At 53.4% G+C, this 26103-nt stretch carries 22 protein-coding genes and 3 pseudogenes; 12 read left to right on the top strand and 13 right to left on the bottom strand.

Annotation, left to right across the window (positions count from 1 at the left end):
* The first annotated feature begins 415 nt into the window (after window positions 1-415).
* Window positions 416-1177 (top strand): hypothetical protein, encoded by a 762-nt coding sequence (locus tag QD409_RS19900; RefSeq protein WP_430763430.1) that lies wholly within the window; start codon window positions 416-418, stop codon window positions 1175-1177.
* A 162-nt stretch (window positions 1178-1339) separates the two neighbouring features.
* Window positions 1340-1954: a 3'-5' exonuclease gene (locus QD409_RS19895; protein ID WP_113119039.1), complete on the top strand. Its 615-nt coding sequence runs from the start codon at window positions 1340-1342 to the stop codon at window positions 1952-1954.
* Window positions 1955-1998: 44 nt separating this feature from the next.
* Here the strand turns inward: QD409_RS19895 and QD409_RS19890 are convergent, their stop codons facing one another.
* A complete protein-coding gene (locus tag QD409_RS19890) occupies window positions 1999-2469 on the bottom strand; it encodes an ASCH domain-containing protein (RefSeq protein ID WP_430763429.1) in 471 nt (156 codons plus the stop codon).
* Between the two features lie 49 nt (window positions 2470-2518).
* Complete coding sequence (locus tag QD409_RS19885; RefSeq protein ID WP_430763428.1) at window positions 2519-3610, bottom strand: hypothetical protein; 1092 nt, start codon at window positions 3608-3610, stop codon at window positions 2519-2521.
* 580 nt (window positions 3611-4190) lie between these two features.
* On the opposite strand from QD409_RS19885, the gene QD409_RS19880 reads away from it, so the two are divergent.
* From QD409_RS19880 to QD409_RS19860, 5 genes are all read left to right on the top strand, one after another.
* Window positions 4191-5345: a hypothetical protein gene (locus tag QD409_RS19880; protein WP_430763427.1), complete on the top strand. Its 1155-nt coding sequence runs from the start codon at window positions 4191-4193 to the stop codon at window positions 5343-5345.
* A gap of 255 nt (window positions 5346-5600) precedes the next feature.
* Window positions 5601-6356 carry a class I SAM-dependent methyltransferase gene (locus tag QD409_RS19875; RefSeq protein ID WP_430763426.1) on the top strand — a complete coding sequence of 252 codons (756 nt, stop codon included), beginning with the start codon at window positions 5601-5603 and terminating at the stop codon, window positions 6354-6356.
* Between the two features lies 1 nt (window position 6357).
* Window positions 6358-7149, top strand: coding sequence for a tyrosine-protein phosphatase (locus QD409_RS19870; RefSeq protein ID WP_430763425.1), 792 nt, complete (start codon window positions 6358-6360; stop codon window positions 7147-7149).
* 52 nt (window positions 7150-7201) lie between these two features.
* Window positions 7202-7921: a glutathione S-transferase family protein gene (locus QD409_RS19865; RefSeq protein WP_430763424.1), complete on the top strand. Its 720-nt coding sequence runs from the start codon at window positions 7202-7204 to the stop codon at window positions 7919-7921.
* Between the two features lie 269 nt (window positions 7922-8190).
* Window positions 8191-9894 (top strand): ABC transporter ATP-binding protein, encoded by a 1704-nt coding sequence (locus QD409_RS19860; RefSeq protein WP_430763423.1) that lies wholly within the window; start codon window positions 8191-8193, stop codon window positions 9892-9894.
* A 568-nt stretch (window positions 9895-10462) separates the two neighbouring features.
* On the opposite strand, the gene istB is transcribed toward QD409_RS19860, so the two are convergent.
* Window positions 10463-11356, bottom strand: a complete 894-nt coding sequence (gene istB / locus QD409_RS19855) for an IS21-like element helper ATPase IstB (protein WP_430763422.1) — start codon at window positions 11354-11356, stop codon at window positions 10463-10465.
* Window positions 11353-12867: an IS21 family transposase gene (gene istA, locus QD409_RS19850; protein ID WP_430763421.1), complete on the bottom strand. Its 1515-nt coding sequence runs from the start codon at window positions 12865-12867 to the stop codon at window positions 11353-11355. Before istA ends, istB begins: the two co-directional genes overlap by 4 nt.
* Before the next feature lie 248 nt (window positions 12868-13115).
* On the opposite strand from istA, the pseudogene QD409_RS19845 reads away from it, so the two are divergent.
* A pseudogene (locus tag QD409_RS19845) lies at window positions 13116-13346 on the top strand (IS66 family transposase); the annotation flags it as partial.
* 179 nt (window positions 13347-13525) lie between these two features.
* Here the strand turns inward: QD409_RS19845 and thpR are convergent.
* The 9 genes from thpR to QD409_RS19800 all read right to left on the bottom strand — a co-directional run bounded on the left by thpR (window position 13526) and on the right by QD409_RS19800 (window position 24195).
* Window positions 13526-14101: an RNA 2',3'-cyclic phosphodiesterase gene (gene thpR, locus QD409_RS19840; protein ID WP_430763420.1), complete on the bottom strand. Its 576-nt coding sequence runs from the start codon at window positions 14099-14101 to the stop codon at window positions 13526-13528.
* Window positions 14102-14157: 56 nt separating this feature from the next.
* On the bottom strand, window positions 14158-15468 hold the full coding sequence (gene nuoF, locus QD409_RS19835) for an NADH-quinone oxidoreductase subunit NuoF (protein ID WP_113119048.1): 1311 nt from the start codon (window positions 15466-15468) through the stop codon (window positions 14158-14160).
* Between the two features lie 97 nt (window positions 15469-15565).
* Window positions 15566-17137 (bottom strand): carbamoyltransferase C-terminal domain-containing protein, encoded by a 1572-nt coding sequence (locus tag QD409_RS19830; protein ID WP_430763419.1) that lies wholly within the window; start codon window positions 17135-17137, stop codon window positions 15566-15568.
* Window positions 17138-17331: 194 nt separating this feature from the next.
* Window positions 17332-19143, bottom strand: coding sequence for a flavin-containing monooxygenase (locus tag QD409_RS19825; RefSeq protein ID WP_430763418.1), 1812 nt, complete (start codon window positions 19141-19143; stop codon window positions 17332-17334).
* A 70-nt stretch (window positions 19144-19213) separates the two neighbouring features.
* Window positions 19214-20506, bottom strand: coding sequence for a hypothetical protein (locus QD409_RS19820; RefSeq protein WP_430763417.1), 1293 nt, complete (start codon window positions 20504-20506; stop codon window positions 19214-19216).
* 134 nt (window positions 20507-20640) lie between these two features.
* On the bottom strand, window positions 20641-21501 hold the full coding sequence (locus tag QD409_RS19815; RefSeq protein ID WP_430763416.1) for an acetamidase/formamidase family protein: 861 nt from the start codon (window positions 21499-21501) through the stop codon (window positions 20641-20643).
* A gap of 216 nt (window positions 21502-21717) precedes the next feature.
* A complete protein-coding gene (locus QD409_RS19810; RefSeq protein ID WP_430763415.1) occupies window positions 21718-22560 on the bottom strand; it encodes a nucleotidyltransferase domain-containing protein in 843 nt (280 codons plus the stop codon).
* A 156-nt stretch (window positions 22561-22716) separates the two neighbouring features.
* Entirely contained in the window at window positions 22717-23148 is a 432-nt protein-coding gene (locus tag QD409_RS19805; RefSeq protein WP_430763414.1) for a helix-turn-helix domain-containing protein, read from the bottom strand.
* A 399-nt stretch (window positions 23149-23547) separates the two neighbouring features.
* Window positions 23548-24195, bottom strand: coding sequence for a GntR family transcriptional regulator (locus QD409_RS19800; protein WP_430763413.1), 648 nt, complete (start codon window positions 24193-24195; stop codon window positions 23548-23550).
* Window positions 24196-24795: 600 nt separating this feature from the next.
* Here QD409_RS19800 and QD409_RS19795 point away from each other — a divergent pair.
* The 4 genes and pseudogenes from QD409_RS19795 to QD409_RS19780 all read left to right on the top strand — a co-directional run.
* Window positions 24796-24894, top strand: a pseudogene (locus QD409_RS19795) (DUF892 family protein); the annotation flags it as partial.
* Window positions 24870-25016 (top strand): annotated as a pseudogene (locus QD409_RS19790) (DUF4142 domain-containing protein); the annotation flags it as partial. The pseudogenes QD409_RS19795 and QD409_RS19790, both read left to right, overlap by 25 nt.
* 494 nt (window positions 25017-25510) lie before the next feature.
* Window positions 25511-25900, top strand: coding sequence for a DUF2513 domain-containing protein (locus QD409_RS19785; RefSeq protein ID WP_430763412.1), 390 nt, complete (start codon window positions 25511-25513; stop codon window positions 25898-25900).
* An 8-nt stretch (window positions 25901-25908) separates the two neighbouring features.
* A partial coding sequence (locus QD409_RS19780; RefSeq protein WP_430763411.1) for a transposase occupies window positions 25909-26103 on the top strand: 195 nt, incomplete at its 3' end.

The following is a 26103-nucleotide window of genomic DNA, read 5'->3' as shown; positions in this document are numbered from 1 at the left end:
GAGTCCAACGTTGTCAGCAAGCGCACTCCACTCTCGCGATCTACTTGCGGAAATCATTGCGCAACGGACGTTGGCGCCAGTAAGAGAGATTTTGGGGGGTCTTCTGGTATGCCCTGCGATTTTTACCGGTCCCCATTGTTCCCTTTTCGTCTCTCTTCCCACTTTCGTGTCCCGGTGCCTTGCCATCAGGGCCGCCGCGAAGCGAGCTAGCCCATTCGCATTGACATATGAATGCAGCACGGTCTCACTCCAATCTAAGAATGGCGTTGGGCCAGGATGGATGGAGTTTAAAGGAACGCGACATAATATCTTTGGCGTTCCACGGCAGATTAGGGATAGCACCGCTGTCTGCGCGAGACACGGAATTTGGAGATTCAATAGCCTCCTGGGTTCCCCGCACGGTGAAGTGAGAGACATGGCGGCGAGAATCGCGAACGTGCAGACAACCTCTCCGGAAGAGGCTATTCAGCAAGCTAACGACATGCTCTGCGGCACAGAAACCGCGGGCGGACAGCCGGGGCTGTTATCGCTCGCCGACAACCAAACGGCAGGATTGGTCGCCCGTCATCTCACGGTGGGCAGTGTGCTATCAGCGTGCGTTCTGGATCAAAACCTTCGTGAATGTCTTCTGGAAGAACTTGAAACCCATCGCGCACGCTTTCCACAACTCCTTCCGAGCTCGACTGAACTATTTTGGATTATCGCAGAGGGTAGACGTCATCCGGCTAAGGTAGCTGATGGCAGGCTTCAGAACTCCCGTATGAACTTTTCGCTGGCACTGCAACGTGACGAACTCGTTGCCAACTTGAGAGCGGGTCGCATCGTCCCCAACCTTCTACTAACGTTTATGGCGCTGTGTATACTTCCCGACCTTGCCTGTTTCGGGGGGCACCGCCAAATGATCTACATCGAATTGTTCAAGGCTGCTCTCGGGGCCGCCTTGAAGCGTACCCGCCGTTTCCAGGAGACTGTCGGAGGAAAGAGTGTATGGCTACCGGACGGTCTCCAGCCATCGTGCCATCCACTCTCGCTACTGGTTGCAGCGCCCTCGCCACTTGCTTTAAGCATCAACCTTCTCGGCACGAAATTTCCAAGGGACCTTTTGCCAAGAACCCGATTGGATTATATCGACCCTCACTGGTACGCCGCGGTCACAAGCAACGCCAGCCAGCAATAAAATCCAAACGTCCGACCATGCCTCTCAATTTTCTGTTGAGATGGAGAACGTGTGCCCCCGATCGATGAACCCATAAGTTTTGAATTTGCCTATTTTGACCCCAACTGATATGTCGTGGATCGAATTGGTTAGGCGAACGCTCTGGTTACCAGGATATAGTTGATGAAAACTGCTATCGTTTTCGACTGCGAATTCCTTTGCCTCGAAGGATCGCAACGCAGATTTTGGTGTGCGGCTCACGACCCCGATCCAGTCATAGCCCAAATCGGAGCTGTAAAGCTTGGGCTCGAGGACGACTACCCGCTCCTAGACATGCATAAGGCGTATGTTCGCCCAATCGATCGCTTCGGCAACCGGTATCAACTGGATACCTATTTCACCGAGTTAACTGGAGTGACAGAGGCAGACATCGAGAACCATGGCATCACCTTGGAAAAGGCTCTCCACGAAGTAGATCGGTTCTCGGAGGGGGCGACGTTGTGGTCTTGGGGCAAAGATGAGCTCAACATGGTTGCGATCAGCTGTTATGTAGCCGGTGTGCCCCCTGTCATTCCAGCACATCGGTTCGATAACGCGGTGAAGCTTCTCCTTGCTGCAGGTATGCCGATTGAAGATCTGGCGAGGACGCCGAGCAACAAGCTCGCGGATTACTACGGTGTTGACCATCCTCCATTCAAGGCGCATGACGCGCCTGATGATGCACTCTCGATTGCTTATACGCTGCAACATTTGCTGCGCAATGGGAGTCTAAGCCCGGAGGCATTTCATCGTCCGTAGGACTTCATAATTTCACGCGGCGAAATGGGAGCGCAGCCTTCACCTTAACGGGGCAATACGCTAAACTCGTATATCGATAGAATATCGTCAGCGGATATGTCTCCGTAGAAATTCTGCATTGTCTCCAGCAGCTCGACCAGGTTCGCCCGCCCGTCGTTTCTGACATCCTCCTCTGTCAGATCGACCACTCGCTTGTAGACGACGCGTGAGATCCTCAGGTCGGCCACCCATATCGCATCGTCATGCAGATTTGCAATCCGGACCTCAAACAGCGGTAATGATGCGGCACCAGGAAAGTCTAACCCTCCCCGCACGAACCTGATTGTGGTGACCTTAACGCCAGCGAGAACCTTGGCCGCCAGCTCATTCATCATCACAAACCGCCCGCGCTCAGCAAGTTTAAGAGCGGGAAAAAACTTCGCAAGTTCCACAGCAATCAAACGTGGCGCGACGGCCTGAAGCTCAACCGTGCCACCATGATAAATGACTACATCAATCTCATTTGGATCTGCCATACTTCCTGCTCTATCGCTTTCTCATCATCGAACGAAATCGGCCGCCACCTTAGGTAAGCCCATTTAGATTATTGAATTGGCTCGCCATGCGATCACGAAATTGATGTGAAAATCGATCGTGGCGACAGTGAACATTACAGATATGCGGCGTTAGACCGACCTTCACAAAATCCCGCGAGATATCTTCAATCTGCCTGACGAATGAAAGGATTAAAGCCCGAACTTTTTCCGACTGAAATGTCCAATCAAAACGAGGCGTTAGCATTTCAGCAAAGCCGTTGAAGCGCCGAAGCTGCTGGCCTTTAAATATCTCTGTGGTTGCCACCGGTAAGGTCAAAGTTGTCCCACCGAAATCTGACTCTCCCTCACGGTAGCGCACCGTGTAAGGTCTCCCGGCCAAATCGAACCGTCTCACTGACCTTCCATGAAGGCAGGTGTTCCAGTGCAGCGTGGTGGACCGGTGTTCCCCATCTCCGAATTCAAGTATGTTTCGAAGTCCATCCTCAGTGCAAATCGTCAAGGACACGCCGAAGCCGTCCCTTGAATTGAACAGCTTATAATTCATGAGGTCTGTTGGCCGTTCGTTCAGACCCCGAAGGAACTTATCCAAGCGCCTCGGCTCATCGATGGAATCCTCCAGAATCCCCGGTTGAAGTATATCGGCGCGCCCAAACCCGCCTTCGTTCATGACAAGGAAGAGGTCCAGGTCGGAGGGCTTTTCGTGCTCATTTCCACGAAAGGAGTAGAACCTCCCATAACTCAAGGAGCCAACAACGAAACAGGAGGAAAAGCGCCGCTGCAGTTGAGGCAGGTAACTCTCATAGAGAAATCGTAGTACCTTAACGGTTGGCCTTATTCGCTCGAGCAAAGGCGACAAACCAGCCCATTCAAACTCTCTCCATATTTCGCTTTCTTTTGAGCAAAAAGCCGCAATGTGGTCCAACAACTCCATCGGATCAGTTTGGAAGCGTTTATCCCAATATTGGTCTATGGCGAAACTTGCCAGATCCATGGCCAATGCTGGTTCCTGGTCTGCGTGGACAATATTGTGAGCTGACCACATCGAAGCAATGGAACGGCTTACCTGTAAGGTTGCGGGATGGTTGATGGCCGGCCATAGATCAAAGCGCGTGTTTGTCAAGGAAGCTCCGATGTCTGCGTTCGTCGGGCAAAGGCGCTCGATGTCTCGGAGAAATCGAAGGTTCGCCTGGAGTGACACATCTTCTTAAGATTGCATCGTTGTAATAATACCCTCTTTAGGAGCATTATCAAGTCCTTGGCCGACGCCTATTTTCTCGTGCTCTTATTCTTGGATGCCTTGAATCTCCTGGGACGGAGAGCTTTCCGAAAGGAGCAGAAGGGAAGGCCAACACGCCGGATTGCGCTAAGCAGTTGACATATAATGTGGAATTTCGCGCGGCCCCGTGCGGGATCGCAAAATCTACCAAAGCGCGAAAAATATCTTGCACTAAACCTAGGGACGCGACATACTCCTTAGCGTGCAAACATTCAATTGCACAATGTTGGAGTTGTAATACCCTGAAGCGGAGGCAATGAGGCTGTTGCGGTTTGTCCAGCCGAACACATCCCTCATTTCCTAGCTCGCGCAGCCCCGTTCGAAATATGGAAGACCCTACCCGTTTGAACGCTCCTTCGGTCATGATCCGGAGTGTGTGCGTTCGCGGGCCTCAATTTCTTTGCCGAGAGATGGGAGCATGGCCATGGAACAATCCACCGGGGGAAACCCAAAACTTATGAGGTCGCCCAATCTTGTATTGGCGAATGTCCTGAACAGGACAATTGACCTGCTCGCCCCAACGATCTTCGCAAGACGTCCCCAGAAGGCTATATTTGTCGTTGGAACACAGATCAACGGCGCGCCACATTTTGGAACACATCTGGTTCAGGCAACCGCTTTTGCCTTAGCTCGCCTCGCGAGCCGGCGTTTCTCGATTGACACCTCTGTTCAGTTCGTCGCTCTCGATAATTCTCCCCATGAGATCACCTGCGATCTCAGATCGGGACATCAGTATCAGCGCACCTGGCACCATGCGCTTGGTAGCGAGCGCGTTACGACCCTTATAGATAGACACTACGTGCCGTTCTTAGATGGATTGTCGGTAGCGACTGGTATCGCATATCAGCTGATCACCTACACCGATCAACAAGCAACGCGAAAGTTCAGGGAGACGTTTCTAAGTTCGATCGATTCACTTGACGAAATTAGGTGGTGGCTCGCGCCATCTCAGGGACAAGTCCACCTAAGGGTGCCTTGTCCCTCGTGTGGCTGGGCGGAAAAACGTGCCGAGCGCACGAGAATCTTGCGCCATGACAACGGCTTCGCTGCCATCGCTGCTCATTGTTTGCATCATGGCGAATATGGCGTCGAAATTGGATCAGACGGTGGAGCTTATCTTGATCTGAGCACTTTGTATCGCAACCTTGTCAAAGAGCGATCTGGTGCTGGCGAGGCCGACGCGCTTCAAGTGATGGTGAAGGGCGGAGACTGGACTTATGCTTGTCAGCTCGTTGACGGTGCGCATGTCGCCATGGGAACCCCGGAGGGTCAACTACCGGTCAGGATGTTCGCTCCGCAAATTCTCAGCGCAAGCGGCGCCAAGCTGTCAAAATCTTTGCTCAATGCCAAAGGCTACACGCGACCAAATGACGTAACCGATTGGATGTTGGACGCGACGCTCTGGCCGGGGCCGTTGGATGATTACATAGAATCGATGCTCTGGCTGGTCGACAAATGTGCTGAAGATCCCAGAGATTTCTTCCGGTCGTTCACAATTGAGGAAATAGCGAGGCTGTGGGGCCTTGGACCATCGCCGACAGCGATCAGATCAAGATCGCGATCGGAGATCCGAGCATGATTCCTCCAGTTGGCCACCCTGAACAACCCCAGCTGAACGTATGCCTTTGTGGCGTGGTAACCGATCTCAATCTTACGGTCGGCACTTGCGACCATACACTTTTTGGTGTAGTATATTAACTAACAAACGTTTTACGTGTACATCTCAATTTCTCCGGACCCGAGCCAGCCTCACCGCCAAAAGGAAGCAGGCTCAAGGAGAAACTCAAAGCCAAGCGCTTTCCACATCACCCCTCCGACCGACAGGATATTGACCATGCAAAACAACGCCGTCTTCGATAAAATTGCCTATCAGTATGACGAGAACCGAGGAGGAGAGGATCGAGGCAAACGTTTCGCGGGCCATCTCCTACCTCTTTTACAGCGGGACACGCGCGTGCTGGAGATTGGTGTAGGAACCGGAGTTGTTGCAGCCGCACTTCAAAGCGCCGGTGTCAGTATCATTGGGATCGATGCCTCAAAGGAAATGCTGAAACGAGCCGAAGCGAGACTGAACCACCTTGTATGGAGCGATATGAATAAGTTGCCCTTTCTTGATGCTTATTTTGGAAGTGCATATTCTGTCTGGGCGCTGCATTTGTCTAACAGTGTCCCAGACATGTTGAAGGAAATAAGGCGCACCCTCAAGTCGGGGGGATGCTTTCTCAACTGCTCCGCGGTCAATCGCGATCTCGTCGAAGTCAACGATGCGGCCGAAAAGATTATCTGGGAAATGCACTCCGCGCTCGCTGGCGCCGAACTTACTGTGGATGCTCCTCATCAGCTGGAAGGATATGCCCCCGACGCGGGTTACCTGTTTGAACGTGTCGTGGATATCAAGCGTAACTATGAGACGACGCCAAATGAACTCGCTCTTCATATAGAACGGCGTGGCATGTCCATATTGCAGCAGGCCACGGACGACCAGGTGCGCGATATCATAGCGCCGACTGTCAAGGCATTGCGCGCACTTCCCGATGAAAAGCTCCGCCGCAACCGCGTCCATCAGATCAGCGTGTTGAGGGCTATCTAACATGGCAGAGGACAGTGAACAGCCGCAGCCCATACATCTAAGCGGCGTAGACAATTTCCGCGACTTTGGCGGATATGCCGCGGGAGACCGTCAAATCCGCCAAGGGATCCTTTTTCGCTCCGGCGATTTGTCTCGCGCCACCGAGGACGATCTCGTTTATCTGGGCTCCCTTGGAGTTGACCTAATTGTCGATCTCAGGCGCCCAATCGAGCGCCAATATTCAGTCTCGGTACCTTGGGCAGGATTCGAGGGAAATGTAATCACAAGTGACATTCCTGAGGACTTTCAAGATTGGGCGGTGGCCTTGAAGACGGTGGACATCGTCGACGTCAGCTGGTTTCGGAATTCGAGCTTGAAATCCTACAGAGAAGTACCGTTTTCACCGCGAAACATCTGGCTTTTCGGTGCCTACCTAAGAGCCTGCGCCGATACCCAAGGCGGCATATTGGTACATTGTGCGGCCGGAAAGGATCGAACCGGGATGCTTTGTGCGATTGTCCAAAAGCTGCTCGGCGCTCATGACGATGACATAGTCGCCGAATTCCTTAAGACCAACGACGATACCAGAATCAACCTCCGCATTCCTCGCCTGTACAACTGGCTCGAGAGCCAAACGGGGCATCGCGTCGAAGAGAACGCCTTGCGTGTGGCGCTAAGCGTCGACCCCATGCATCTCGAGGTATTCTTCAACAATATTTCCCAAAAATGCGGAAGTTTCGAAAACTACCTTGGGAATATTCTAGGTATTAGTGAAAGTATGCGCGCGAGAATAAAATACAATCTCTTGGAATAACTACATAAAGAGCGTCAAACACGCATGATGACTAGGAAGCAGGAGAAGTTTGATGATATGCTTCTATTTCCACCCTTCACCGAACCCACTCAAGGTTGCTCTCTTTCTGGAAGAGGCTGGGATGCCCTATGAGGTTGTCCCAGTGGACATCTTTAAGGGTGAGCAGCATTCGGCTGAATTCCGATCTGTTAATCCGAACAGCAAAGTTCCGGCGATCATCATTAAAGATGAGCCAACAGGTCCTAAAGTGCGCATCTTTGACTCATCGGCGATTCTTCTTTTTCTGGCTGAGCGAGCCGGGCTTTTCCTGGGGAGGTCAGCCGATCGGGCTGAACTACTCTCCTGGCTTTTCTTTCTGTCCAGCGGCCTCGGCCCGTTTTCGGGACAAGCCGTGCACTTCCAGTTCACCGCTCCGGAAGGAAATGGCTACGCTGTCAATCGCTATCTGCGGGAAGCTCAGCGCCATTATCAAGTGCTCGACGAGCAATTGGCCAACAGCGAATACATACTTGGACGAGAATATACCATCGCTGATATGTCGGCTTGGGCCTGGGTAGATCGTGCGCCGCGCGTATTCAGAGACCAGGATGCGTGTCTTGGACACTATCCACATGTGGAAAGGTGGTTCACGGCAATCGAGGCGCGACCGGCCGTCGCTCGAGCCAGGCTCGTCGGCAAGGACCACACCTTTAAGACAACAAATGACGAGGAGACGAAAAGGGCCCTTTTCCCCTCGAATTACCCATACCCCGCCGCGCGTTTTCCAAGCTAGCGTCTTTTCACAATCAGCAAGCACATCATTGGCGCCCGCGATCAAGCGACACCCAAATAGGGGCGCGAAGCACCTGGGTCGTCCTGAGTTTGCGAGCCGTGGAATAACAACAAAGTCAAAGTGGAGATCGCAGGACGATGCTTCGGCCAACACACGTCATATTCCGATGGCTGGAAAGCCGAATCAAAATCGATGCCGGTTATAGCCTTAGTCGACAACCGCAATGCGGGACTTTGTCATTCTTGAGATTCCACCTCAATGAAGTGAGATTGTGGCTGTTGTTGATTTTCACCACCAGCCTGGGGTTTAGTATATTCGAGGCATTTCTGTTCCTCTCCATTGGCTGGGGCATAGATGGGCTGCGCCAAAGCCGCGAAAGCGGGGCTGATTTTGCTGCACTTGCCTATATTGCGATTGGTTCCATCCTTGTTGTTCGCCCGCTGCTTTTTTTCCTCAGTCATGTGGCAGTCGACCAGATAGTGGTGCCGAACTTATCGGCGAGGGTCCGATGGCGGAGCCATCTCCACACGATGAAGCAGCCCATCCCATTCTTTATGTCTCAACCAGTTGGAAGGATTGCCAACCGGATCGTTCAATCCGGAGACGCCGTGCGAGGCGCGACAATTGAGGTATTTGACAATATTTCCTATGTATTAGTTTTCTGCGCGATAACCCTTGGCTTTCTTGTTACTTTGAACAAGCTCTATATCATTGTCTTTCTGACATGGTTTCTGGCCTTCGTATTTGTTATTTCCTGTTTCGTGACGCGTGCCCGCATCGCCGCGCGGGACAACGCCGCGGCACGATCGGTTTTCGCGGGCCGGGTCGTCGACGTTTATACAAACGCAACCACGGTAAAATTGTTTTCCCGAACCTCGGACGAAAACAGCAGGTTACAAGATGATTTAGAGGATTGGGCCGCTCGGCACCGGCATCTTACCAGGCTCACCACAATATCCACAACCGCGCTTGAGATATTAAATAGCGCCCTTATCGCCATCTTTGCATTGTTATCGCTCGAGCTTTGGAAGTCTGGGGCCATAACGGAGGGCGAGATTGCCGCCACTCTCGGTCTTGTCCTGCGGATTGTGGGAATGTCGGGCTGGATAATGTATCTCTTCAAAGGCGTTTTCGATGCCCTGGGCACGGTTCGCGACTCAATGGATACGTTTCCCACTGATGTGCCGGCGGAGGTCGCCGAAACGAATTTTCGGTTCTTGAACGGCAGCATCGCCTTCCACAAGGTCTCATTTCACCACCATAAGGATCGACCTCTCTTCAACGATTTTACTCTCAAGATTGAGGCTGGTCAGAAAATCGGCATCGTCGGTCAATCAGGGGCAGGAAAATCAACAATCCTCGACTTGGTGCTAGGTCTTCATGTGGCCTCTAGTGGTGACGTTCTACTGGATGGTCAGTCAGTGCGGTCTCTCGACAGAAACTCACTCTGGCGTTCAATGACCCTGGTATCTACTCAGGTTCCGCTGCTGAACCGATCCGTTCGGGAAAATATTGCCCTTGCCCGCCCAAGCGCGACGCTTGAGGAAATCGAAAATGCGGCAGAACTCGCCTATGCCAATGAATTTGTCCATGATCTCGTTGATTCAGAGGGCAGAACAGGCTTCGAGGCCTTCGTGGGTGGCTCCGGGCGCGACATATCGGCTGGCCAACGCCAACGGATCATGCTGGCGAGAGCCTTTTTGAAGGATAGCCCCGTCTTGCTGCTGGACGAAGCGACCTCCGCTCTCGATCCCCGGCTCGAATGGGCAGTCACAGAAAATATTATTTCCTGGCTAGAACGCAAGCGCAAGACAGCGCTTGTTGTTTCACACCGCCTGTCGACCTTGACGACGTTCGACCGGATAATGGTTCTTGATAGGGGTACCATTGTTGAGGATGGTAACCATTGTGAGTTGATGTCGATTGGAGGGCGTTACGCGGAGCTGTGGCGTATCCAGAATAGATCTGACTAACGAACGTGGCCGAAAAAATAAACCGGCATCCATAGCAGCACCCTATCCAGGTTGCCTGTGAAACCGCTTGCGATGCTGACCCGCTTCGCCTGCCCTATGCACGACGGGCATTTGTCCTGGCAGCGCTAGAAAGATTATAGCTTCGCGCAAACACTACCACCTGTGGCAAAGCTAGACCTGCGCCAGCTCGACCGTCCCTGCTGGGATTATGGCAAGTGACGTAGGTCTCAGTCGAGCTGATGAGAGCGGCACTCGCGGCGGCCGTGACGGCTCCTGGTTGCGCTATAGCCAACGGCGGAACGACGCGCCAGGCCCTGCTTACTATCCATGTCAGCGTCATAACCGTTCCTGGCTTACCTTGCCGTTGCCGGCGGCCAGAAGGCACCTTGATCTCGATCTTCCAGGCTGCCATCGTTCGTCTCGGCTGACCATCCCCGCCCGCGTGAAAAATCGGTCGCATCGGAGCGATGTGTCCTGCCGATCATGTTGCACGACACGTCTGGTCCACGGACGATCCGTATAGCGCGGCGATCAGGATGAGACGCTAGCGACAATCTAGATGAGACTCTTAGGTCGCGGTCGGGGTGAAGGTATCATGTTGATTGTCGCTGGCAAGGGTCTCCTCGGTTTCTGATTGCCGCTCCGCGACAAACGGGGTGGAGCTTTTGATTGTCGCGAACGAAGCAGGCCTTCCACGCTGACGTTTGGCTTCCATGGCTGATCTGCGCCGGTAGCTTTCGACATTCATCTCGAAGATGGTCGCATGGTGGACGAGACGATCCACTGCGGCGAGCGTCATTGCGGGATCCGGGAAGACCCTGTTCCACTCTCCGAAGGGCTGATTTGCGGTGATCATAATGGAACGCCGCTCATATCTGGCGGAGATGAGTTCGAAGAGCACGCTGGTCTCGGCCTGATCCTTGGTGACGTATGCCAGGTCGTCGAGGATGAGCAGATCGAACTTGTCGAGCTTGGCAATAGCGGCTTCGAGCTGGAGCTCCCGCCGTGCGACCTGCAGCTTCTGGACGAGGTCGGTGGTGCGAGTGAACAATATCCTCCAGCCGTTCTCGATCAGCGCGAGGCCGATGGCTGCAGCGAGATGGCTCTTTCCGCCGCCCGGCGGGCCGAACATAAGGACGTTGGCACCTTTGGCGAGCCAGCTATCGCCAGCGGCAATGGCCATGACCTGGGCCTTTGAGACCATGGGTACGGCGTCGAAGGCGAAGCTGTCGAGGGTCTTTCCCGGTGGCAGATGCGCCTCGGCGAGGTGACGTTCGATCCGACGATTTGCCCGTTCGGCCAGTTCGTGCTCGGCAATGGCCGAGAGGAAACGGGCTGCTGGCCATCCTTCCCGATCGGCCTGCTCGGCAAATTGTGGCCACAGCATTTTGATCGTCGGCAGCCTCAGTTCATTGAGCATGATGCCGAGCCGGGCTTCGTCGATGATGTGAGTGGTCCTCATGCGACCTCTCCCGCGTAAGACGCACCGATCAGGGCTTCGTAGCCATTGAGTGATGCGAGTTGCACATGAACGGTCGGCAACTGATCCGGGTCGGGGGCAAAGAATGCCCGCAGGGCGGCAAGGTCAGGCAGCTCGCCAGCGTCGACGGTTCTGGCAAGCTCCTCTGCCAGTTCACGCTCGCAACCGCGATCGTGAGCCAGCGCCAGCAGTTCGACGGTGATCTTGCAAGCCTGTCGGTCAGGTAATTGCTCGATGAGAGCGTCGAAAGCCCTGCGATATTCCGGCCGAGGGAAGAGCTTGTCGCGATAGACGAGATTGAGAAGCGCCATCGGCTTTTTGCGTAGCGAATGGATGACGTGGTGGTAGTTGACGACCTGATCGTGCTTGCCACTCGCATGGGCGCGACCTCGGGGCAGCGTCAGTAGATGCGTGCCGCCGATAAAGACGTCGAGGCGGTCGTCGAACAGGCGCACCCGTAGCCTATGACCGATAAGGCGGGAGGGGACCGTGTAGAAGACCTTGCGTAAGGCAAAACCGCCAGTGCGCGACACGGTGACAACCACCTCTTCGAAGTCGGTGGTGCGACGATCGGGAAGCGCCTGCAGATGCGGCCGCTCGGTATCGATGCGCTTGCCATGTGCAGCATTGCGGCGGCTGACGATCTCATCAATGAAGGCACGATAGGAGCAGAGATCGTCAAAATCTCTGGTGCCGCGCATCAGGAGCGCATCGCGAATGGCGTTCTTGAGATGGCCGTGAGAACTTTCGATCGAGCCGTTCTCGTGCGCGACGCCCTTGTTGTTGCGCGTCGGCGTCATGCGATAATGGGCGCACAGTTCCTCGTAACGATGCGTCAGATCGACCTTGGCATCGGCATCGAGATTGCGGAAGGCAGCCGACAGGCTGTCGCTGCGGTGATAGAGCGGTGTACCGCCGATCGACCACAAGGCGTTTTGAAGCCCCTCCGCCAAAGCGATGAAGCTTTCGCCGCCAAGGATGACATGGGCGTGCTCGAAGCCCGACCAGACCAGCCGGAAGTGATAGAGCAGATGGTCGAGTGGCTGACCGGCAATTGTCACGTTGAGGCTGCCCATGTCAGTAAAATCCGACAGCCCCAGCCGGCCAGGCTCATGGAACTGGCGGAAGATCACCTCCTGCTCCTGACCGTGAACGGCTCGCCATGATCGGATCCGACGTTCGAGTGTGCGGCGAATGCCCCCTGACAACTCTGGATGACGCCGCAGCATCTCGTCGTAAACGGCGACCGCCCGGATGCCGGGAGCGGCCATGAGGAGCGGAACCACCTCCGCATCAAAGATATGCTCAAGCGGATCGGGCCGACGCCGACTGCGCGGCGGCTTGCTCTGCGATGGAAGACGTTGCTCTTTCTCAACACGGAAAGCCGTCGCCCGGCTGATCGACGCCTTGGCGGCGGCAACCTCAATAGAATGTGTTTGTCGGTACTTCATGAATAATCTCATCTGATGATCGGTTACATGGCGACCCGGCACAAAGGTGGTTCTCCAATCCAGAAAACCGCCACCGTATCGGGCCGACCGCGATCATGAGACGCCAAAATCTTGCGCCGCGCCGGGAATGTGCCTCCGGTCGGGCTACGCCCTCCCTACGTCACATCCCCGGCGCAGAGTCTCATCCTGATTGACGCTGAATCTCACCGTGATTGCCGCCGCGCAGACGATCCGCTTCAGCGGTCAGATGTGGCCATGGAAGACCTAAAGAACCGCGTGATCGTATCCACTCGCATCACCGTCTTCGAACGGCGGACAAGTCGGCGCTCGGCGAAGCTGTTGACCATATTGCCAAATACTGGATGGACTCTGCGGCACCCCTGACTGGCGGCCGCATCGAGATCGGTAACGGCACCGCTGAAAGGACCATCAGATCGATAGCGCTGGACCGCAAGAATGCTCACTTCGCCGGCCACGACGCCCGAGTCAAGAACTGGCCAACCATCGTCTCGCTGATCGATCAGCGTCAGGATTCTTTCAAAGGAATTAAAGGACTTGGAGGGCTGGGGAGTGATCGCCAGACACGACTAAGCAACATTCCCGCCGACGACGGAGTATAGTCTGACAAATCTCGGGAACACTCTTCTTCCGGGGATGGAGGCAATGGCAACCTGCGGAGATCAGACCCGTGAGTCGCCTATTACAACGTTTCGGAATTTGTCTTCGGAGGTGTGAGCGAGACACCACTTACACTGTATCTGCGGATTCTTGTCAGTTCAACGAAACGGCCGATGCGATGGCTGGCATAAAGATGGAAAGCCGAAACAAAACACTCCGCTTGGAACCTTTCATGGCGCTTCAGCCAAGGCCGTGACTTATGCAAATTTTTGCTTTCGACCAGACCCAACGTAACATGGGGGCGGTAGGAGCGCCCTTTGAGATCGGCTTCGGTCCGGGCCAGCACCGCAACGCACTGACATTGCAATGACATCAGCTCGGCGGTCTTTTCAACTCGCGCGCACAACGCCGAATATCCGTTGCCGAGATCATAGGCTTCAACACCCGACAAGCTAGCCGTGAAAGGTTCTACGGCGATGGCTTCAAAAAGCCGAGCAGTCTGTCGCACAGGCTGAGGGGGGTCACCGATGAATGCGAGCGTCAGGTGGAGGTTTTCGGGAGCGGTCCAATCCACATTGGGCGCCCCACACGCGATACGTTTCAAGGCATCCGCCACCTGGGAATCTGAAATATCGATTGCGACAAATAATCGTTCCATTCTCTTGCCGCTCCCGCTGCGACTTTTAATGAGCTGTCTCCTCCTGTTGTCGTGCCTTAGGCCACCTGCCGCGGCGACGAGACGACCGGATGAAATTGCCTGGATGAGCGATAGGAATTAATGCGTTCTTCTATCTCGTGGCGAAAGTGACGCACTAAGCCTTGGATCGGCCACGCCGCGAAGTCGCCAAGGCCACAGATTGTGTGCCCCTCAACCCTGCCCGCGACGTCCAACAACAGGTCGATCTCGCGATAATCCGCACTGCCGGCCGCCATGCGCTGCATGACGCGCCACAACCAACCAGTTCCCTCACGGCATGGCGTACATTGTCCGCAACTCTCATGCATGTAGAACCTGGAAAGTCTCGCGATAGCCTTTACGAGATCGGTCGATTTATCGAAGACGATAATCGAACCGGATCCCAGGAAAGTCTTCAATTCGCGAAGAGAATCGTAGTCCATTAATGCAAACTCTGCTTGATGGGCAGGAATGAGAGGCGTCGACCCGCCACCCGGAATCACTGCCTTGAGATTTTGCCATCCGCCCAGTACGCCACCTGCCGGTCCCTCCAACAATTCTTTGAGCGGCACGCCGAGTACATCCTCAACATTCCGGGGATTGTTGACATGTCCCGAGATTGAGAAAACCTTCGTGCCAGCGTTATTCTGGCGGCCCAGACCGGAAAACCAGGCAGCACCGCGGCGAAGAATAGTGCCGACGACGGCTATGGATTCGACATTGTTCACGGTCGTAGGACATCCGTAAAGTCCCGCATTTGCGGGAAAAGGAGGCCTGAGGCGTGGTTGCCCCTTTTTTCCCTCAATGCTCTCGAGCAGGGCCGTTTCCTCTCCGCAGACATACGCTCCGGCCCCGTGGTGAACAATTAGCTCGAAGTCCCATCCGTGCTTGTTGTCTTTGCCTATAAGGCCGGCGTCGTAAGCGTCTTGAACGGCGGCCTCGAGGCGCTCACGAGTGCGCATATACTCGCCCCGGATATAGACTACGGCGGTGTGTGCTCGCATAGCGAAGCTGGCCAATAGACACCCCTCAATGAGCAGATGCGGATCGTAGCCAATTATGTCACGATCCTTACATGCCCCGGGTTCGCTTTCATCCGCGTTTACAACAAGATAGTGGGGCCGGTCGCCTACCTGCTTGGGCATGAACTCCCATTTCAGCGCCGTCGAGACGCCGGCACCCCCACGCCCCCTCAGTCCAGATAGCTTAATTTGCTCTGTAACCCATTCGGGACCGTTTGCGATGAATTCCGCTACCGATCGCCAGGCACCGCGTGAAATCGCGGCGTTGATATGGGGATCACCTCGCTCCGCGAGATTCTGAAAGATACGATCGTGAGCTGCTAACATTAGTTTCTCCTTCGATAGGAAATGAAAATGATCGGCCAACGCGTGGGACTATGCCCGCAATTTCAACCAAGCGCCATCGGTCCCGTTCACCCTTGGCCTAATGTCGAGGACGAACCGATTTGTTGAGATAAACGCGATTACCCACGACAAATCCATCCAGTCCGGTCTTCAGCGCATAGCTAGCCAGATCGGATATCCGGTTGATGAAGCCCGCGCCCTTGAAATTGAGAGAGGTATTGCAGAGAACTCCTACCCCCGTCCTCTTCTTAAATTCCATCAGAAGCGTATAGGCTTGCTCGTTGCTGGAAGGAGACACGGTTTGCACTCTTGCTGATCCATCTACGTGAGTGACGGCCGCCAAGCGTTGGTCATTCACCTTATGAAAGAACAGCATATAGGGGCTTGAGCTAGGGCCTGAGAAATGAAGCTGCATGTCCTCCTCGAGGCATATCGGCGCAATCGGCCTGAAGTGCTCCCGCTCTTTTATCCGATTGAGAGCGTCTCGCGTCTCAGCATGAAACGGGGATGCCAATATTGACCTGTTTCCCAATGCTCGCGGCCCGATTTCATATCGGCCCTGCACCCATCCCAAGATCTTTCCATCAGCGAGCAATTGGGCAATCCGCCCGAATGACATGTCTTCGACATCGAAGCCGGGAACCTCGTCAAGATCGCTAACGAATTCCTCGCCGGCGTATACTGACCACTGGACTTTGGCGTCACCAGTGAAGAAGAATTGAGCGTCTATTGCGGTGCCAATCGCCGCGCCAGAATCATTGCAACACGGTGGAATGAAAATATTCTGAAATTGCCCCTTGTCTTTCCACGCCGAATTCCAGTCGCAGTTAAGTCCGCAGCCACCGACTATCAGTAACGGGAAACTTCGATCAAACGCGAGTTCGCGTGTCCGATTGCAGAACACGTCAAAGAGTTGATCGGAAAAACGCTTGGCGAGATTCACGAACGCCTCATCGAGAAGCCCCACATTGTAATAGGGTGAATCCTGGAACGCCTCCTTTCGGAACGAATTCACGGATATATCGGCGTTCAGCACACGATCAACCGTCTCGCGTTCCGCCGGTGTGAGTTTACCGCGCTTGCCATACCCTGCGAGGGCCATCAGTTTGCCGGCATCCTCCATGCGAAATCGGCCGCGAAACGTTTCATCTGCCAATGCATAAATCATACTGTATTTAAGCCCGGGACTGCGCAGAACCTCCGCTATTTTGGTCACGCGGACCTTTTCATCGATAAAGTAGAAACTCCCCAATTCGCTTTCCCACGTGAGCGCATAGCAGGGCTGACCTTGTGGGAACGGCGATAGACCGTAGGCGCACATTATATGTGATCGCTCGTGGGACGACGTGAAGTGTCTGACGTCTCTTCCGAACCAATTTTCATGGCGCCAAGAAACTGCAGCTTCGGAATGACCAAAATAACCTGCGCCGACCGGCATACCCCGCTCGGAAAATTCGGACGTCCAACCAGAGAGGGCTACTACATCAGGATATTTGTCGAGCCCTGCAGATGCTTTGAGCATCGTCGAGGGTGTAATGCCCGCGTAGCGCGGACCATTGTCTTTTTCCGCCTCGATCGAGAAGGCCAGCCTACCGTCTCTAAGACAGGCAATCTGCCCGTCATGACCCGGCTTGAATGAAAGGATGTCCATGCGGGATCTCCATGTTGTCTTAACGTCTGCACTGGTGCGCGGGGCCGCCGAAGGCCTGCCCGACCCGATGAAGACCACGAACTTCGTTACTTTGGATGTCTTCTCGATTAGCACACAGGATATTGCACTTTTCAAGTGTATATTGTAATTTACTATCGTAAAAAGATAGTGCGCCGCCCGAGCAAATTCGAACATCAGCCGAACAAGAGACCTCGGAAGGAGCCCGAGCAGCACCAATCAGACAGATAGTCAAAAAACGCGGATGCTCCTGCCGGGTAGCCGGCATTTAGCTGTGCGGCACGACCAAGTGCCTGACCTTCGTAATTGTATCTTCCTGGCGTGCAATGAGAAGATCCGAGCAGCCGATCCCCGGAGAGAATGAGCTGCACCCATTCTTTCTCGGCAGCCAGAGAAACCTCAACAGATCGAGCCCTCTTTTCTCGCGCGTATTTTACTATTTCCGCTATGGCTTCCGCCGAAGAGCAGATGTTGTGGGTAATATTGGAAAACAGGCTGGCCCCCTGCGTCGGGTCAACTACGAACAGGTTCGGGAATCCATGAATATGAATACCATGAAGAGTTTTGACGCCGTCTCGCCAGTGCGCCGATAGCTTTATGCCTTTCCTTCCCACCGGATCAAAACCAAGCCGGTGCACGTATGGAGTCCATGCCTCAAAGCCGGAAGCGTAGATAATACTGTCGAGTTCGATCATCTTGCCGCCAGCAACGATGCCGGTCTCGACGATCCGATCTATTCCCTTGCCACCGGTATCGATCAAGTGGACCGTAGGGCTATTGAACGTCTCTAGGTAGTCATCATGAAAGCAGGGCCGTTTGCAGAAGAGACCATACCAAGGCTTTAGCTTCTCGGCTGTCGCTTGTTCCACGACAGTGATATCGATCCGCCGCCTCACATTTTCCATATACTGAAAATTGATTTCGTTCTCGGCTGCTGTCATTGCACCAAGCTGATCAAGACCACTGCCAAAGTCGCTCGCCCTTGCGCAAATATCCCGTGATATGGACGTCCATCCATCATCTACCAGATCTTCTTCTGGACATAGATCGCTGCGGTTGGCCGCAAAATTTGCCATCATGCGTTTCTGCCACCCGCGCTGCAGTGTTGCGGCAAATAATGTCCGATCAATCTTGTGGTTTCCGCGTGCGAATACCGCAGAGGGCGTTCGCTGGAACACGAACAACTCGCCTGCGGCGCGGGCAAGCTCCGGCACACACTGGACCGCGGTCGCACCGGTACCGATAACGCCGACACGTTTACCGGAGAGCTCGTTAAGGATGCGCCCGCCAGGATCACCCCCCGCACATTCCAAGTCCCAGCGACTAGTATGAATTGAGCGGCCTTCGAACCGCTCGACTCCCGGTACGTCCGGTACCTTAGGAATATGAAGCTCACCTATACCGAGCCCTACATACTGAGCGGTAAAATCATCGCCTCTGTTTGTCGTAACGTGCCACACACGGTCCCTAGCACTCCACGACAATCCGGTCACATCTGTATGAAATAGAGCATGTTCGTATAGGCAATAATGAAGCCCTATTCGCCGGCAGTGTGCCAATATCTCAGGTGCGTGTGCATATTTCTCTGTTGGTATGTAGTTCGTTTCCTCAAGGAGTGGCATGTATACCGTGGATGCTGTATCACATTGAGCGCCGGGGTATCGATTCCAGTACCATGTACCTCCAAAGTCACCCGCGCGATCAATGATGCGAATGTCATTGATTCCAACCTCACGCAAACGTGCGCACGTTACCAAACCGGAGAAGCCGCCGCCGACAAACGCAAACGTAACATGATCTCTCTTCGGCTCACGTTGTTCTATGGGATTAAATGGGTCGAATGCGATTTTTGGCAGGCGATCTGATATTCGCGCATATTGAGAAAGCCCGTCTCTTCTCAACCTTTTCTGCCGTTCCACCTCATACTTCTCATTAACTGATCGCATCCTGTCATCCATTGATGCGCTACGATACACAAAATCGCTCATGGCCGGCCAACCCTCATGTCAAAAAGAGCTCGAGAAATAGCAGTCGTTCTTATGTTATAAATGGGCTTTGTTATTCCTGTTCGAGCTGATCAAATATCATCTTTCCCACTGAGGTCTGACATAGCGCGACGCTGTTTGCGAGACCATCAAAACTACTCTCACCTCCGAACCCACCTTCCATCGGTAAGTAGCCGGAACATAGGCCGATTGCATACATATGCTTAAAGACCTCTCCATTCGCCCGGATCACTCGACCTTGGCCATCGACATATTTGCCCGTGAAGGTGCCCAATAATGGTATGGGGCGGGCGCTATCATCGAAAATTGGTACTTCCGTCGGAAGATAACCGGTAGCGAATATCACGACACCGACATCACTTAAGTCCTCGGCTGCAAGCGCCGCGAGGCCATCGTCAAGTTGCTTTAAGCATACCCTGGGTTCGCGTCCGGCCGTGATATTGAGATACAACTCCTTTGCATCATGTCGCAGACCGCCTATACGGAAAACTATTCCCGTCTGGGGACATATGTCATCCTTCGCAAATTCGGAGTATCCGCATTCCAGAGCCCGCTCGGCACTGTCGAAACATACCTTTGGGGTCGAGCGGTAAGCGACTGTCAAACCACGTTCGCCAAATTCCAGCTCCGTTGACTGAAGCAGAAGCCATGCCGCTGAAAACGCACTGTCTCCTCCTCCGATAATCAGAGCACGGCAACCCCGCCGCTTCTTGAGTTCCTCGATGGCCATCTTGTATCCATGCGCACCCAGAAGGTCTCCGGAATGCAGCATAAGGAGGTCGCTTCGTGCTCGCCTGGAGCAAATGGATACCAGCCGTTTGAGAGCATGCGGCATTCGCAGAGCAGATCCGCCAGTGGCGAGCACCAAATTATGTGCATGGATCCTCGATGCACCGCTCTCAGACGCGATATCTACGCTGAATGTGCCATCGATATTCGTTGTAATCTTCGTCGCTGCTGTTCTCGTCATTATCGACGAGGTGCCCGACCGGTATATCGTGTCGGCAACATCCTTGCCGATCTCCTCGAGAAGCTCACCGACAGTCCGCATTGCTCCGGGCAGGTGCCGTTGGCCACTCAGGATCCTAAAGGCGGCGCTTCCTATCGCTCTTGGAAAGTGTTCTGCCCGGCTTCCTTGCAAGCACTCGAGAAACAACTCACTCTTTGAGTTGGTGTTTATGAGGTAATCGCCGAAAGAACCCGATCCAAATTGTGACGATTTCTCGATGATTGCAATAGGTCGCTTGAGGTAGCCTGGAAGTCGCCCAGCTCCCTTGGCGTAGACAAGCGGACCGATTCCCGCGGAGCCTGCTCCGATGAATACAACTTGTTTGGTCTCATCCATCTAATAACTGCCATACTCAAGGTTGACGGTTGCCTGTCGAGTTTCAATGGAGCTCGCACTCGTTGCGACAAACCGCCAGCGACATACCGGCCGGCCCCATCTCCCGCAAAAGTCCAAAGCTGTCAGATACGAATCTAAATTCGAAGGATTGACTGCGGCATCGCCATGCAGATTGTAAAAGGAGGATAGCCGGCGAGGCCGAACCTCACATCACCTGCTGAACTCATCAGCATTGCTGAATCGGTTTCGTCGACACCCAATTGCTGCTTCAAGAATTCGCTCATGGATCTGACGGCTATGTTCACCGCCTCTTCCATTGTTTGACCCTCGCCGGTGGTCAGGACGTGCGTCGGCGTCGTTACGATAGGTCGGGGAATCCTAAAGCGGCTCTCTTTCGTCACGCGGATGGTTACGTCGACAGCACATTCTACCGCTGATGCTGAGACCTCTCCATCGCCTTGCGCAGCGTGGCCGTCTCCGATGCTGAGAAGACCGCCTTCGTGATAGACCGGGAGGTAGACGGCAGCACCTTTTGTTACCAGGGGGTTACCCATGGCACCGCCAAACTCGCCCTTTGCAATGCTCGCATGCTGTCCTTCCCTTGGTGCAACACCAACGCGGCTGATCATCGGCCTAAGCGGCAAGGTCAGCTTGTCGTTGAACAGAACTCCACGGTCCGTGATTCTGACTTTCTTTTTGATCAGCGCAGGCACCTGATCACTTAATGGTCCACGGCCCGTCGTAATGATCCAGCCTTGCTCGAAGGGCAAACTCATTTCCAGAAACTCTACTTTGATCGAGTCGCCGGGTTTCACGCCATTGATGTAAATCGGGCCGGTCATCGCTTTCAATATATCGTCCGATCCGGGCCCTTCGTAATGAGCAAGACGATCTTCCGTTTCCACAATGAAGATTTCACCCAGATCAACAGCAATCAGAGGAAGATTATCCGCGGAATAATTTTTGCAGATCTGGTTTCGTGCTATTTTCTTCATGGCTAAACCTTTCCTTTGACGAAGTACGCGAGTCCGTTGAACATGTGCGCTTTGATCGCCGACACATCGCCCTAATGCCTCCCTGCGAGATTGGCCTACATATACAACCTATGAAGGCTATAACGTATAATACTACCTATTGTGGCAGCTGGGGGCGGCGGCGTCAACTGGTATTTCTATCTTTGATTGCTTTACCAATTTGCACAACCTTAGAGGTCAGCAAGACGGGACCTCATACACCGGCGTGATAGCCAGTTCGTCTTGCAGATGTCGCCACGTCGCAATTTCAAAAGACTCGGGCCATACAATTCCGAGCCTCGTAGCGAGCGTGCGCCCGCGTGGCATATATTCACTTGCGAATCTGAGGTTCGCAGCAATGATTGAATCTCGATCCGGTTGAGGCAAGGTAAGTGAATATAAGATCTCGATCTGGGCGTCTGTTAGGCCTCGATGCATATTTAAGGCGCCGCCTTTGTTTGGAGCTGCCGTTTCCGCTATCATCAAATCGATAAGCAGGTTTCTGAGATAAGTGACCCCTGTTATCGCATTCAAAAAATTCTCACGGCCAATGGTGAGCGGCAAAAGACCCAGGATCCTTATAAACTCGCTGAATTGCCACTGGGTGCGACATGGCTGTATCGGCCTGTTGTCAGTGGAACTCGGAAGCATTTCGGAAATGCGCTCTTTGTCAAATAAGGTTCTCAGACCCTGTCTTGACAGGCTGTCGCGCACACGACTTTCAATCTGACCGGGTGACACCAATATCATATCGAGTCTTAGCCAACCGCTGGTTATGCTGCTAACTCTTACAACATCCGAATCGTGGACACGCCAAAGAACAACTTCCTCAATCTGATCGATGGCAGTCCTGCATTTCGAAATGAACTCGCCGCTGCCTGGATCTGACGTTACCACCACTAGGTCGATGTCGCTAAAGCGATCCTGAATACCAAATCCATAACTTCCCGCCAGAAATAGCGCTTTAACCTCGGCTGTACTCTCAAATGATCGTGTAATTGAGAGTATTGCTGCCTCTGTAATCATCGTGTTGTGAGCCATTTTGCCTCCGTGGACGTATCTTTGGTCCATGTACTGTGCATCTTTGATTAATGACTGCATCATCTGCTATGTCGATATATCCATATCGTTCATGTAATTGTCATTACCATTGTATATGAATCAGTTATGCCCTTGAGAAAGCATTTTCATATTTCATCAGTATCTATCTGTAATAGCCTCTATTAGATCCATAATCGAATCGCGCACGTCTTGATTGATTCGACCAAGATAACCGGAAAGCATTGTGACATCGCTATCAGCTATCTGATGGCTGGAGGCACGCCCGATGGCATCAACATATCTCGGCCGTGGCAGGCCCTCGAAGAAGCAATCGATTGGCTTTCCCAGTGCGCAAGCGATTTCATAAAGTGTGGATGAACTGACACGATTGCTGCCGCGTTCGTATTTTTGTACTTGTTGAAATGTTACACCAATTCTTTCACCAAGCATGAGTTGCGACATATTCGCCTGCTGCCGCTGGACGCGAATTTGAGTTCCTATCTGACGATCAACTGCTTTAGCCCCGTCCGCGGATCCAACTTCCGCCACAGTTGATTGAATTTCCTTCGCAATTTTCTTTGACGTCATTACCATGCTCCTTTTCTATCTTCAGGCTTTGCCGAATAGTGAGGATCAGCGTCACCGGAGATCGGCGACTGGCACTTCTCTTAAACTTTGCTCATCAGTTCTCAGAATCGGCACATGGCGACTGTTTGCCCAGCAATGCCTAGTCGACAACGGGTCAATGCTGAAGTCAGGACCTTTCGGTCGTGATTGGTTCAACTTCGCCGCGATTTATGAGATATGAAAGAATATATTTTCAAATATATTCGGGAACCGGGCCACAGAAGCCTGCCAGATCGCGCAACACTTTCATTTCCACCGAAAAGTGAAAGCGTCGCGCGGCCTGGGTGGGCAGCAGTCAAAGGAAGAGTTTCTGGGATGACGGGAGTGGAGGGGGCGTGCTATTGCGACCGGTAGGCGAATTCAGGCGATAAGCTGCCGAAACAGCATCTCTCGCACAACAGTTGGAATATTCTCGATACGCCAATCTCTTTCTTCCGCGATCAGCTTTTGCGCCAGGGCGATTCTGCCAGTGAGGATTGCTGTTGCGGTACGTTGCCTTCGGCGGATGTAGTGCCGCCACCCTTCTTTTCCACGAAGTTCAAGGTCGAGCTTAAGAAAATAGCGGCAATGCGACAGACAGAACACAGCCAGAGCGGCGAGACGCTTCGATGAAAGACACCCAAACAGAAACTCATCCAACGTTTCAGCATTTTCAGAATTCGCTATCAATGCCAACGCGTTGCTTTCGTCGCTTAGCCCCGGTGGTTCTCCTGCCTTTTGCGCCAAGCTGGCTGCGACCTCACTGACGGCGATTTGTAGGACAGAAGCTAAGGTCCGATAGTCATCCTCCACCAAACTCGGCGTCACTGACCGAACTTTGAAACCCACTCTGTTCTCCTGGATTGCCAAGCCTTCACTGCAAAGCCTGGCAAGTGCTTCTCTAACGGGGATAGTACTGGCACGAAATTGGTCAGATAGAGCGTCGATCTTTAAGGTACTGCCCGGGACGAGTTCATGGCTCAGAATCTGAGCCTTCAGTTCATTGTGAATTTGGTCAGGCAACGACATAGGTATCCATGATCCTCCGATGAAAAGTCGGAGATTCTATTGAAGAGTTGCTACCGCGAATAAAGTAATTAGAGATAATTCTATTAATGGTTACATAAAACGCAGATTCGCCTGTCAAACGCGGATAGATCTACGCTACTCCGGATCGGTTTGGCTTGGGATACAGCCGAATTTTGTCGGTTTGTGTTCATTCCGGGACCTGCAGCATACCCCACAGGGTTGAGCAATCATGATCGGGTGTCTAGCGGTGTCGAATATTGGGGCGTCTGGTAGGGTAATCTGTGTCCAACCGTGGCTCTGACTGTCGAGTTGCCCAATGATTTGACCCATTTTTCCGTTTCGCGCCAACCCGGGTTCCGCACCATCGAGAATACAGAGTGTTTCGCCTGATCGACGGCCACCGGAATTTTAGTCCGCCGTGTAGGTTGTTTACCCATGGTCGTATGATCGTGAAGGGATAAAAGGCACTTCCTTAGATCGCATGACGTCGCGGCAGCGTTCGCAGGTGCTGCTCAGTGCCTCTGCATGGACGACCGTCAAACTTAGAAGTGACGCGGCCATTCATTCCAACCGAAAAGCAACACAGCCTAAGGAGCCATGATGGCTAAGGAGTCCAAAACGCTCGACATTCTCTTTCACGACACCTTGAAAGATGTGTATTTCGCCGAGCACAAGATCGTCGCCACGCTTCCGAAGATGCCGTCGACCTTTTCAAACGTTATGGCGATGATGGCAAGAACGCAGCGTTGAAAACCTGGGCTGCCGGCACGCACCCTGCCCTTGAACACCACCTGCAGATGGCAACCGAGCTGAACAAGTAACCGATCCAAGTTAACTGCCATCGCGCCTCGAAGCGCGGAGCATTTGTCCTTTGCCTTCGGGAATGACGTCTATAACCCAAAAACTCCGAATCTCCCCGAAGCGAATCAAGTTTGTTCCAGAGGCGGCCGATGCACAGCCGGGCTTCAGGCTAACAGAAATAATCGGCGATCTTGAAACGGGATCGAACGTTCGACCACATCGTCTGGATCGCCAAGTGCCTGAAATCCATGATAATGTTCGTAACATCCATGGGAGCGACTATGAGATACGTCTATGACTACAATACGCACGCCGCTCGCTTTTACATCTTGAACGGGTATGCATATGGTATGGAGGGTCAGCAAGCCCATTTTTGGATAAGAAATAGCTATTGGTATCCCGTTTCCGGAATACGCAGTCAGGCTGAGTATTGGGAGAAAGACCAATTCATTTACGGTATGTCGACTAGCGACGCCGCTTTTTATTTTGCCTAACGCACAGAGAGAAGACCTACATGAAGCGCGATATGGATCTCATTCGCGAATTGCTTCTAAAGCTGGAAGCCTATCCGCTTCGCGCGGGAGGCATGTGCACCTTTTCCGCTTTCGATGACGAGGAGATCCGTGTCGAGGGCTTCAATTATAATGAGATTGATTATCATTTGGCTCTTTTGAAAGAGGCAGCATTTATCGACGATGGCGGTGTCCGGCCGATGTCCGGGATCGGATTTCGAGGACTTACGTGGGCCGGACACGACTTTCTGGACTCGGTGCGCGATCCGAAAATCTGGCTCAAGACGATGAAAGCGGCCGAGATCGCGGCCGGTGGCTTTACCGTCGATCTCTTGAAGGATCGTACGCATCCGAGCTGGGCCGCCTTGAGAGGTGTGCGGAAAAATAGCTGACTGCCTGTATGGACATCTATACTCACAGTCAGTCTGCTGGCCGCCTCGATATCGTCGATACCGGTCGACGTCGGCGGTTTAGCAATGCCGTCAAACTCCGGATTGTCGCGGAGAGCCTGCTTGAGCCGGGCCGTTGTTCGGAAACGGCACGTCGTCACGGAATATCGCGATCACAGCTCTATGAGTGGCGTCGCCTCGCGCGA

It is taken from the genome of Rhizobium sp. BR 315 (genome assembly GCF_050577975.1).
In the GTDB taxonomy this organism is placed as follows: Bacteria; Pseudomonadota; Alphaproteobacteria; order Rhizobiales; family Rhizobiaceae; genus Rhizobium; species Rhizobium miluonense.
Note: the sequence above shows the minus strand (reverse complement) of the source record. Positions and strands in the feature narration are given on the sequence as shown.

Excerpts from the sequence above, each read along its gene's own strand:
- QD409_RS19810 (WP_430763415.1), bottom strand. The coding sequence starts at position 22,560 with ATGGCTCACAACACGATGATTACAGAGGCAGCAATACTCTCAATTACA.
- QD409_RS19825 (WP_430763418.1), bottom strand. The coding sequence starts at position 19,143 with ATGAGCGATTTTGTGTATCGTAGCGCATCAATGGATGACAGGATGCGA.
- QD409_RS19865 (WP_430763424.1), top strand. The coding sequence starts at position 7,202 with ATGATATGCTTCTATTTCCACCCTTCACCGAACCCACTCAAGGTTGCT.
- nuoF (WP_113119048.1), bottom strand. The coding sequence starts at position 15,468 with ATGTTAGCAGCTCACGATCGTATCTTTCAGAATCTCGCGGAGCGAGGT.
- QD409_RS19870 (WP_430763425.1), top strand. The coding sequence starts at position 6,358 with ATGGCAGAGGACAGTGAACAGCCGCAGCCCATACATCTAAGCGGCGTA.
- QD409_RS19830 (WP_430763419.1), bottom strand. The coding sequence starts at position 17,137 with ATGGACATCCTTTCATTCAAGCCGGGTCATGACGGGCAGATTGCCTGT.
- QD409_RS19895 (WP_113119039.1), top strand. The coding sequence starts at position 1,340 with ATGAAAACTGCTATCGTTTTCGACTGCGAATTCCTTTGCCTCGAAGGA.
- QD409_RS19890 (WP_430763429.1), bottom strand. The coding sequence starts at position 2,469 with ATGGCAGATCCAAATGAGATTGATGTAGTCATTTATCATGGTGGCACG.
- thpR (WP_430763420.1), bottom strand. The coding sequence starts at position 14,101 with ATGGAACGATTATTTGTCGCAATCGATATTTCAGATTCCCAGGTGGCG.
- QD409_RS19805 (WP_430763414.1), bottom strand. The coding sequence starts at position 23,148 with ATGACGTCAAAGAAAATTGCGAAGGAAATTCAATCAACTGTGGCGGAA.
- QD409_RS19900 (WP_430763430.1), top strand. The coding sequence starts at position 416 with ATGGCGGCGAGAATCGCGAACGTGCAGACAACCTCTCCGGAAGAGGCT.
- QD409_RS19785 (WP_430763412.1), top strand. The coding sequence starts at position 25,511 with ATGAAGCGCGATATGGATCTCATTCGCGAATTGCTTCTAAAGCTGGAA.
- QD409_RS19820 (WP_430763417.1), bottom strand. The coding sequence starts at position 20,506 with ATGGATGAGACCAAACAAGTTGTATTCATCGGAGCAGGCTCCGCGGGA.
- istB (WP_430763422.1), bottom strand. The coding sequence starts at position 11,356 with ATGAGGACCACTCACATCATCGACGAAGCCCGGCTCGGCATCATGCTC.
- QD409_RS19880 (WP_430763427.1), top strand. The coding sequence starts at position 4,191 with ATGGAACAATCCACCGGGGGAAACCCAAAACTTATGAGGTCGCCCAAT.
- QD409_RS19815 (WP_430763416.1), bottom strand. The coding sequence starts at position 21,501 with ATGAAGAAAATAGCACGAAACCAGATCTGCAAAAATTATTCCGCGGAT.
- QD409_RS19875 (WP_430763426.1), top strand. The coding sequence starts at position 5,601 with ATGCAAAACAACGCCGTCTTCGATAAAATTGCCTATCAGTATGACGAG.
- QD409_RS19800 (WP_430763413.1), bottom strand. The coding sequence starts at position 24,195 with ATGTCGTTGCCTGACCAAATTCACAATGAACTGAAGGCTCAGATTCTG.